The organism is Spirosoma sordidisoli, assembly GCF_004138325.1.
GTDB lineage: Bacteria > Bacteroidota > Bacteroidia > Cytophagales > Spirosomataceae > Spirosoma > Spirosoma sordidisoli.
In genome coordinates, this window is the sequence record NZ_SBLB01000022.1 from 1 (window position 1) to 6,819 (window position 6,819).

Genomic DNA, 6,819 nt, shown 5'->3' on the forward strand with positions numbered 1-6,819 from the left:
CGAAGGTTTGATAAGCGAAAACGAAGGTTTAATAAGCGAAACCCGAAGGTTTGATAAGCGAAAAGCAAGTATAAAAACGAAGTAATTTTCTTATATCTTCGTTTTTATACTAAACTTCTGACAATCAATGGAGAGTGCGATACAAGTACGCCAACATAATGCGATTACAAATGCCCGATATGAGTACTCAGAGATGCAATTAGACATCTTTTTATACCTGCTTTCGAGTTTGCGAAAAGACCAACCAGACGGAGTTTATGAAATTTCGGTGGGCGAAATGTCTAAACTGACAGGTAAGAAATACAACTATCAACAATTAAGGCTGGCTACTGAGGGCATGGGGAGCCGTATGTTTGAGATTCCCAACGAGACCGACAAAAAAGGCCGTCAGGTGTGGCGGCAAATGTGGATGTTCGACCGGGTAGACTACGTTCACGGAACAGGCATTATTGAGATTGAATTTACCCGGACTATTCAGCCCTATCTATTCGATTTAAAGGCAAATTTTACTTCATTTCAACTCTATTCGGCTCTGCGCTTGGGCAGCAAGCACGCTAAACGAATATACACCTTATGCAGCCAATGGAAGGACAAAGGACAAACACCGGAATACGTCATTGAGGAGTTTAAACGCACAATTGGGCTAATAAATGACAAAGGAGACATGGAGTATGCAGAAATAACGATGTTTAAGAAATTCGTCTTGGACATCGCTGTAAAGCAGATTAATGAGCACACTGATTTAGAGATTGGGTACACACTGAGAAAGCGGGGGCGTAGCTTTCAAAACATTACATTCACCGTCAAAGCTCAACCGCTCGCCGTTGTCCTGCCGGTCAAGGATGGACCTGCAAAAGCGGGGGTGGCTCTGGCGGGTGTATCAGATGCTCAATACCAGAACGCCCGGCTATTACTGGAGAAGTGGAATATCAAGCGGGCCGACGTGGTGAACCAGATTATGAACTCGGCCGGGCTGGTTCAGGAGGTCAACAAGTTTGCCTACGAGTTACAGACAGGCAAGATAAAAGTAGAAAAGAACGTGGCGGGCTACCTGTTGACCCGGTTAGGCTTGAAAGAACCAAAGAGGAAACAGGACAATGCTTGATTTTCAATGACATGCTTCTTTTCATCAGTATTATTTAAGAATTTGCTTAAATAATAAATAATGCTTAGCTTTGTCTATACCATAAGCTACTATTGATGGAAGAAAACACAGATTGTATCCGAGTATATGCTGACAAAACTCAAATTGAGCAGTGTATTGAGAAAATCCAACAAGTAGAGCCATCAGTTACCCGCTTAGCTCAAGTCATGAATTTAGCAGGTAGTGAACCCAGATTGAAGATTCTATACCTCTTGGAGCAAGAATCTGGTCTGTGTGTCTGCGACTTGAGTGATATTTTAAGAATGACCATCCCGGCCGTATCACAGCACCTCAGAAAACTAAAAGATGCCCAGTTAATCCAACCCCGCAAGGTTGGACAGACTGTGTTTTATTCCTTGCAACAGGAGGCTTCAATGATTCTGCACCCAGTTTTTAGTCAAATAGCCACGTCTAAACTTGAAATGGTATGAACAAGTCCCCTAACCTGACCTGGATAGGCACCGGGCTACTTACGGCGGTAGCTGCTTCCTTATGTTGCATCGCCCCCATACTGGCTATAGTGGCTGGTACAACCAGTTTAGTATCCCAGTTTAGTTGGCTTGATTCATTTCGGCCTTATCTCATTCTTGTTACAGTCCTAACATTGGGCTTCTCCTGGTATCAACAATTAAAACCTGATCAATCAATGAACTGTCATTGCGAACCAACAAAAATCTCCTTCTGGCAATCAAAGCGCTTTCTGAGCCTGGTTACCGTACTGGCTATTCTCTTCCTTACGTTTCCTTCTTATTCAAACTGGCTCAGTCAGGATGGCTCACAAAAATTGGTGGCTACTGCCAAATCCGATTCCGGGCAAGTAGCCTATGTGAACATCAAAGGCATGACTTGTACAGGCTGCGAGCACCATGTCAAGCAAGAGGTAACCAAGCTACAGGGGGTGAGTGACGTTAAAGTGTCGTATCAGAAGGGCAATGCCGTAGTAAAATACGATCCTAAAAAAACGTCACTTTCTCAAATACACAAAGCCATCGCATCGACGGGGTATCAGGTAGTCGAACCCCTCAAAAAGTAAAGTTCCGTTGGTATGATCCATTACGATGTTATTGTCATTGGCACGGGGGAAGCCGGAACTACAGTCGCTCAGAAATGCGCGGCAGCGGCTAAGAAAGTAGCCATCATTGATTACCGTCCGTATGGGGGAACGTGTGCCTTACGGGGTTGCGATCCTAAAAAGGTGTTGGTTGGTGCCGCTGAGGTAGTCGCTCACTCAAACCAACTTAAGACGAGAGGTATCAAAACCCAAGCCGTTATTGATTGGCCTGAATTGATGCAGTTTAAAAAGAGCTTCGTTGATGCGGTGCCAGCTAAACGGGAGGAAAGTTTAAAAAAAGCAGGTGTTGTAACGTATCATGGTGTCGCCCGCTTCACCTCTTCCACCACAATTAAGGTAAACGAAGAAGAGCTAAAAGCCACTCAGTTCGTAATTGCCACTGGAGCAGTGCCACGACAGCTCGGCATTTCCGGGGAAGACCTGCTGATTGACAGCACTGATTTCTTAGACCTTGCGGACCTGCCAAGGGATATAACATTCATTGGCGGTGGCTACATCGCCTTTGAATTCGCTCATATCGCTGTGCGTAGCGGGGCTAAAGTTCGTGTCGTGCATCGGGGAGGTCTACCTTTAGAAAGCTTTGACCCTGATTTAGTTGGGCACCTATTGAAGGCAAGCCGGGATGCCGGTATTGAGATTATCCTAAACACTGAGGTAAAAGCAATCGAAAAACAGAATGATGCTTTTTTAATCAGGGCTGAGTCAGAGGGCAAAGAAATATCCTTCCATAGTTCCCTGGCGGTTCACGCTGCGGGACGAGTACCCGAACTGGATAAACTGGCTTTAGAGAGCGCTGATATTGCTTACAATGAAGAGGGGATTACCGTAAATACGTACCTTCAAAGTACGTCACAACCTCATGTATATGCTTGCGGAGATGCCTCCGCTTCTGGTCTGCGCCTAACGCCGGTAGGAGTCAAAGAAGCCTTCGTTGCCGCCAGTAATCTACTAAAGGGCAATCACACCGAAATTGAGTATGTTGGTATTCCAACAAACGTATTTTCCTTACCACCCTTAGCAACCGTGGGTTTAACTGAGCAGGAAGCCCACAAACAAGGAATAAACGTCAAGGTGAATTATGAGGAAACAACCGACTGGTTTACCTCAAAGAGGCTTAATGAGCCAGTTTCTGCCTTTAAAATCCTGATTGACAAGTCAACAGATCAAATCATCGGCGCTCACGTACTGGGGCCTCATGCCGAAGAAGTAATTAATCTTTTTGCTGTAGCCATACACGCTGGCATGAGTGCCAGTCGATTGCGAAAAATGGTGTTTTCTTACCCTACCAGCGCATCAGATATCGTGTATATGGTTTAGCTTGACACCCAACTATGGAAACCTTACAACTTGAATCAACAATTACATGCCCACAGTGTGGGCATGCTCAAACAGAAACGATGCCGACAGATGCCTGTCAATTCTTCTACGAGTGTAACCAGTGTCACACGGTGTTACGCCCGTTGGCAGGTGACTGCTGCGTTTTCTGCTCATACGGTTCGGTAAAATGCCCATCCATCCAGGAACAGAAGAGTTGTTGCTCGTAATAAGATTTCCTACACAATTCACAGACTCGGTTACTGTTGTACAGAGTCTTTAATATTGGTTTTGTCCCTTAACATAACAATGGTTATAGAACGACTCCCCGAAAAATTCTATTTCGGGGAGTCGTTTTGTTAGGGGTTATAGTAGCGATCATACAGGCGCTTGCCCTCCGGTTGCGCCTTTACCCAATCCGTAAATTCCCGCACGGCCTGCGTCTCCGATCTGGACTGTGATAAAGCCGCCTCGCGCTCGCTGTTCAGGACATACACACCCACGATCAGCAAGGCAAACCCCAAAAAGACGACGGCTGCGGCCTGCCATGAGGTAAAGCCAACCCGACCCGCGAAAGCATCCGCTTTACTCTGACTGGCCCACCGAATGCGCTCGGCTGCTGATGACCCGGCCCGTTCGATCTGATCGGCTGCGGTATTGCTCACAGCTGCAATTTGATTGGCGCCCGCGTTAGCAGCCGTCCTGATCTCCTCGGCACTGGGCAGACCCTTCTTCAATTCGGGCAGGACAAACCCGGCGATCTGTTGACTGTCGATGGTGAAACTAACGCCCTCGCGGGCCTCCTCCAGCAAGGTCTGTACTTCGGCTTGGGTGGCCGCTCTGGGCCGCTGCTCCATGCGGTCAATCCGGGTATTCAATCCCTCGATGGCCCGACTATGCCGGCTCAATTCATCGGTTAACCGTTTGATGGGGTCATACTCCGTGGGGCTGCTATCCGTCGGCTCACTCCGGCGCACTGGCTGGGGCGGTGTTGGTTCGACCGGTGCGCCGGTGCGAGCCTGACTAGGACTGCTCTGCTGCCTTAGATTCCGTAAAAACTTGTTCTCGTTCATAAGCCTAAGCCCCGGCTGATTCGGGGGCTGTTTTCGGGTTTCTGTTCGATTTTCTGTTGCTGGGCTAACTTCTTCTCCTGTTCGGCTAATTTGGTGGCTTCTAGGGCCTGTTTACGGGCTTCTTCGGCCTGTCGCTCCTGTGCTACTCGCTGCCGTTCCCGCTTGGCCTGTGCACTGGCCAGCGCTGCGCCTAAATCGTTTACGTCTTTCTGCTGATAGGCTTTACTTAAACCGGCCCGTAAATCGTCGGAAAACTCGTTTTCAGGCGTTTTGCCCCGTTGCTGGTACATTTCTAGCCGTTGGCTCTGTTCGTGGCTCTGCGCGCGTTTTTGGGCCTGTTCTGCGGCCTGTCGTTGCATCTCCCCTTTGGCCTGTTCATCCCCATACTTCATGCAGTGCAAAAACCGGAAGGATTCGGTTAACGAGCGCTCGTACCTAAACGCCTGGTCAAAGGTCTGCTCGGCACGCTGACTAAAGCTATTGCGCTCAAAACCGCCTATTACCGCCCCTTTGGTGGTGGCTTTATGATTGGTCATTGGGCTAAGGTGGTAGGGGTTCTTGCGCTCGTGAAGCCCGTTTTTCTTCCCTTCTACGTACTCCCGTAGATTCTCCGTTCGGCTGACGATCACATGAATGTGGGTTTGATCGCCGGTCTTGGCTACGCCTTTCTGCTGTTCCCCTAATTGTACCGCGCGGTCGGTGTGGTCGAAGCTGCGGCTGTGCTCGATCTTGGCAAACCACACTAAATCTTTGCTTTCTATCCCCTTTCCAAAATTTTGGGCGTACTCTTCCATTGCGGCCCTGGTAAATGCCTGTAACTTCTGCGAGTCAGCCCCAATATGGGCCAATTCAGCCTGTGAAGGGGCTAAAATCACCTGATAGTACTTAGCATCCTCCCGGCCTAAATTTCGCTTGTTAGGGTCGATCTCGGCCACCACTTCATGGCCCGCTAACTGCTCCCGGTTCTGGCCGAACCATAACCCGGCCTGTTCCTTTTCCAAATACTGGACGAGTCCCCCACAACTACCGGCACTCCCCCCGCCTATCTTAGTCATCATCGCTTACCAGGCTCATTCTGTTGCTGAATTAATTCGTCGGTCTGCTTTTTGTACTCGGGCCGTAGGGCATTATCCACCAAAGCCGTCCGGAAGGATAATCGAATCAGGCTTTGAATCGCTTCGACCACACTGGTTAACTGTTCCTCTAGCTGCTCGGCAGTAATGGCACTACTGCCTGAGCCTTGCCCGATCTGGGTTCGCATGGCCTTTACTTCGGACAGAATAGGCTTTAGCAATTCCTTTTCCTGCTCCCGGATAAATCCTATCATGCGTTTATCTAACGTATCTACTTTTTCAGTCAGTTTCTTCAAGGCTACGTCAGGTACATCGGCTTTTGTATCACGGGGATCAACCTTGGTAACGGTGAAATATTGGGCCATAACGGCAATCAAATCTTTATGGGACAGGCCAAATTTAGTGCCTAACCGCTCTAACTGCTGGTGCGTACCTGCGCTGACAGATAGGCTTTTACGGTCGCTCATGTAGTAAAAATTTATACAAATACTAGTTGATAATCAATTAGTTATAAGAAAAGTATACGATACTTACACCAATTCATTAAAACAATTAATTATAAGTAATTGATTGTTAACCCCGTAGGGCGAGAAGAACGGTATGCAGCGTAGCGGAATAGCGTTCCGTCTCGCTCTTAAACAAGACCGCTTCGTGCTACGGTCCCGGATGGTTCAACGTGGGAAAGGGGAAGGTAAGATGAATCTACCGGGTTCACAAATTGACCATTAGCCAGGCGGGTAATACAATCAACTGCGGCAGTGATAGAGTAGGGAAGAGTGACAGGTACTTTTTTCTTTCCCCGTTGTTATAAGTCTAACCTTACACAAGTTGTCTATTCTTGAAATAATACAAATCGTGAAACAGCTATAACTATATTTATAGTTGCCCCCTCTTTGGAATCTTCCTTTTTGGTGTTTTTGTTTTTTTCTGTTTTCTCTTTCCCTCTTGGTTATTCTTCCTGCGTCAGCCTCCCTAAATGCCGTTTTTTTCGACAACACAATCTTTGTGTTATTTGAATTATTTGTTCTATTTGTAGGCTCCGTAACCATTTGATTACAAGGTACTTATAAGGGGTAAAACGAAGGTTTGATAAGCGAAAACGAAGGTTTAATAAGCGAAACCCGAAGGTTTGATAAGCGAAAA

Annotated in this window: 8 protein-coding genes; 5 read left to right on the plus strand and 3 right to left on the minus strand. The window is 47.4% G+C overall.

All coding sequences use genetic code 11. The features are described 5' to 3' along the window. Positions 1-127 precede the first annotated feature (127 nt). The 5 genes from EQG79_RS30790 to EQG79_RS31435 all read left to right on the plus strand — a co-directional run bounded on the left by EQG79_RS30790 (position 128) and on the right by EQG79_RS31435 (position 3,760). The gene (locus EQG79_RS30790) at positions 128-1,105 is read left to right on the plus strand and encodes a replication initiation protein (RefSeq protein ID WP_129607083.1); all 978 of its coding nucleotides are present in this window, start codon (positions 128-130) and stop codon (positions 1,103-1,105) included. A gap of 95 nt (positions 1,106-1,200) precedes the next feature. Then, entirely contained in the window at positions 1,201-1,575 is a 375-nt protein-coding gene (locus tag EQG79_RS30795; RefSeq protein ID WP_129607085.1) for an ArsR/SmtB family transcription factor, read from the plus strand. After that, a complete protein-coding gene (gene merTP / locus EQG79_RS30800; protein WP_129607087.1) occupies positions 1,572-2,177 on the plus strand; it encodes a mercuric transport protein MerTP in 606 nt (201 codons plus the stop codon). The genes EQG79_RS30795 and merTP overlap by 4 nt, the downstream gene beginning before the upstream one ends. Positions 2,178-2,189: 12 nt before the next feature. Then, complete coding sequence (locus EQG79_RS30805; protein WP_129607089.1) at positions 2,190-3,533, plus strand: dihydrolipoyl dehydrogenase family protein; 1,344 nt, start codon at positions 2,190-2,192, stop codon at positions 3,531-3,533. A 14-nt stretch (positions 3,534-3,547) separates the two neighbouring features. After that, complete coding sequence (locus EQG79_RS31435; RefSeq protein WP_129607091.1) at positions 3,548-3,760, plus strand: GDCCVxC domain-containing (seleno)protein; 213 nt, start codon at positions 3,548-3,550, stop codon at positions 3,758-3,760. Between the two features lie 129 nt (positions 3,761-3,889). Here the strand turns inward: EQG79_RS31435 and EQG79_RS30815 are convergent, their stop codons facing one another. From EQG79_RS30815 to EQG79_RS30825, 3 genes are read right to left on the minus strand one after another with little or no spacing between them, the layout of a single operon-like run. Further along, complete coding sequence (locus EQG79_RS30815) at positions 3,890-4,603, minus strand: hypothetical protein (protein ID WP_129607093.1); 714 nt, start codon at positions 4,601-4,603, stop codon at positions 3,890-3,892. Continuing rightward, positions 4,600-5,661, minus strand: coding sequence for a DUF5712 family protein (locus EQG79_RS30820; protein ID WP_129607095.1), 1,062 nt, complete (start codon positions 5,659-5,661; stop codon positions 4,600-4,602). Before EQG79_RS30820 ends, EQG79_RS30815 begins: the two co-directional genes overlap by 4 nt. Continuing rightward, positions 5,658-6,143 carry a BfmA/BtgA family mobilization protein gene (locus EQG79_RS30825; RefSeq protein WP_129607097.1) on the minus strand — a complete coding sequence of 162 codons (486 nt, stop codon included), beginning with the start codon at positions 6,141-6,143 and terminating at the stop codon, positions 5,658-5,660. The genes EQG79_RS30820 and EQG79_RS30825 overlap by 4 nt, the downstream gene beginning before the upstream one ends. Positions 6,144-6,819 lie beyond the last annotated feature (676 nt).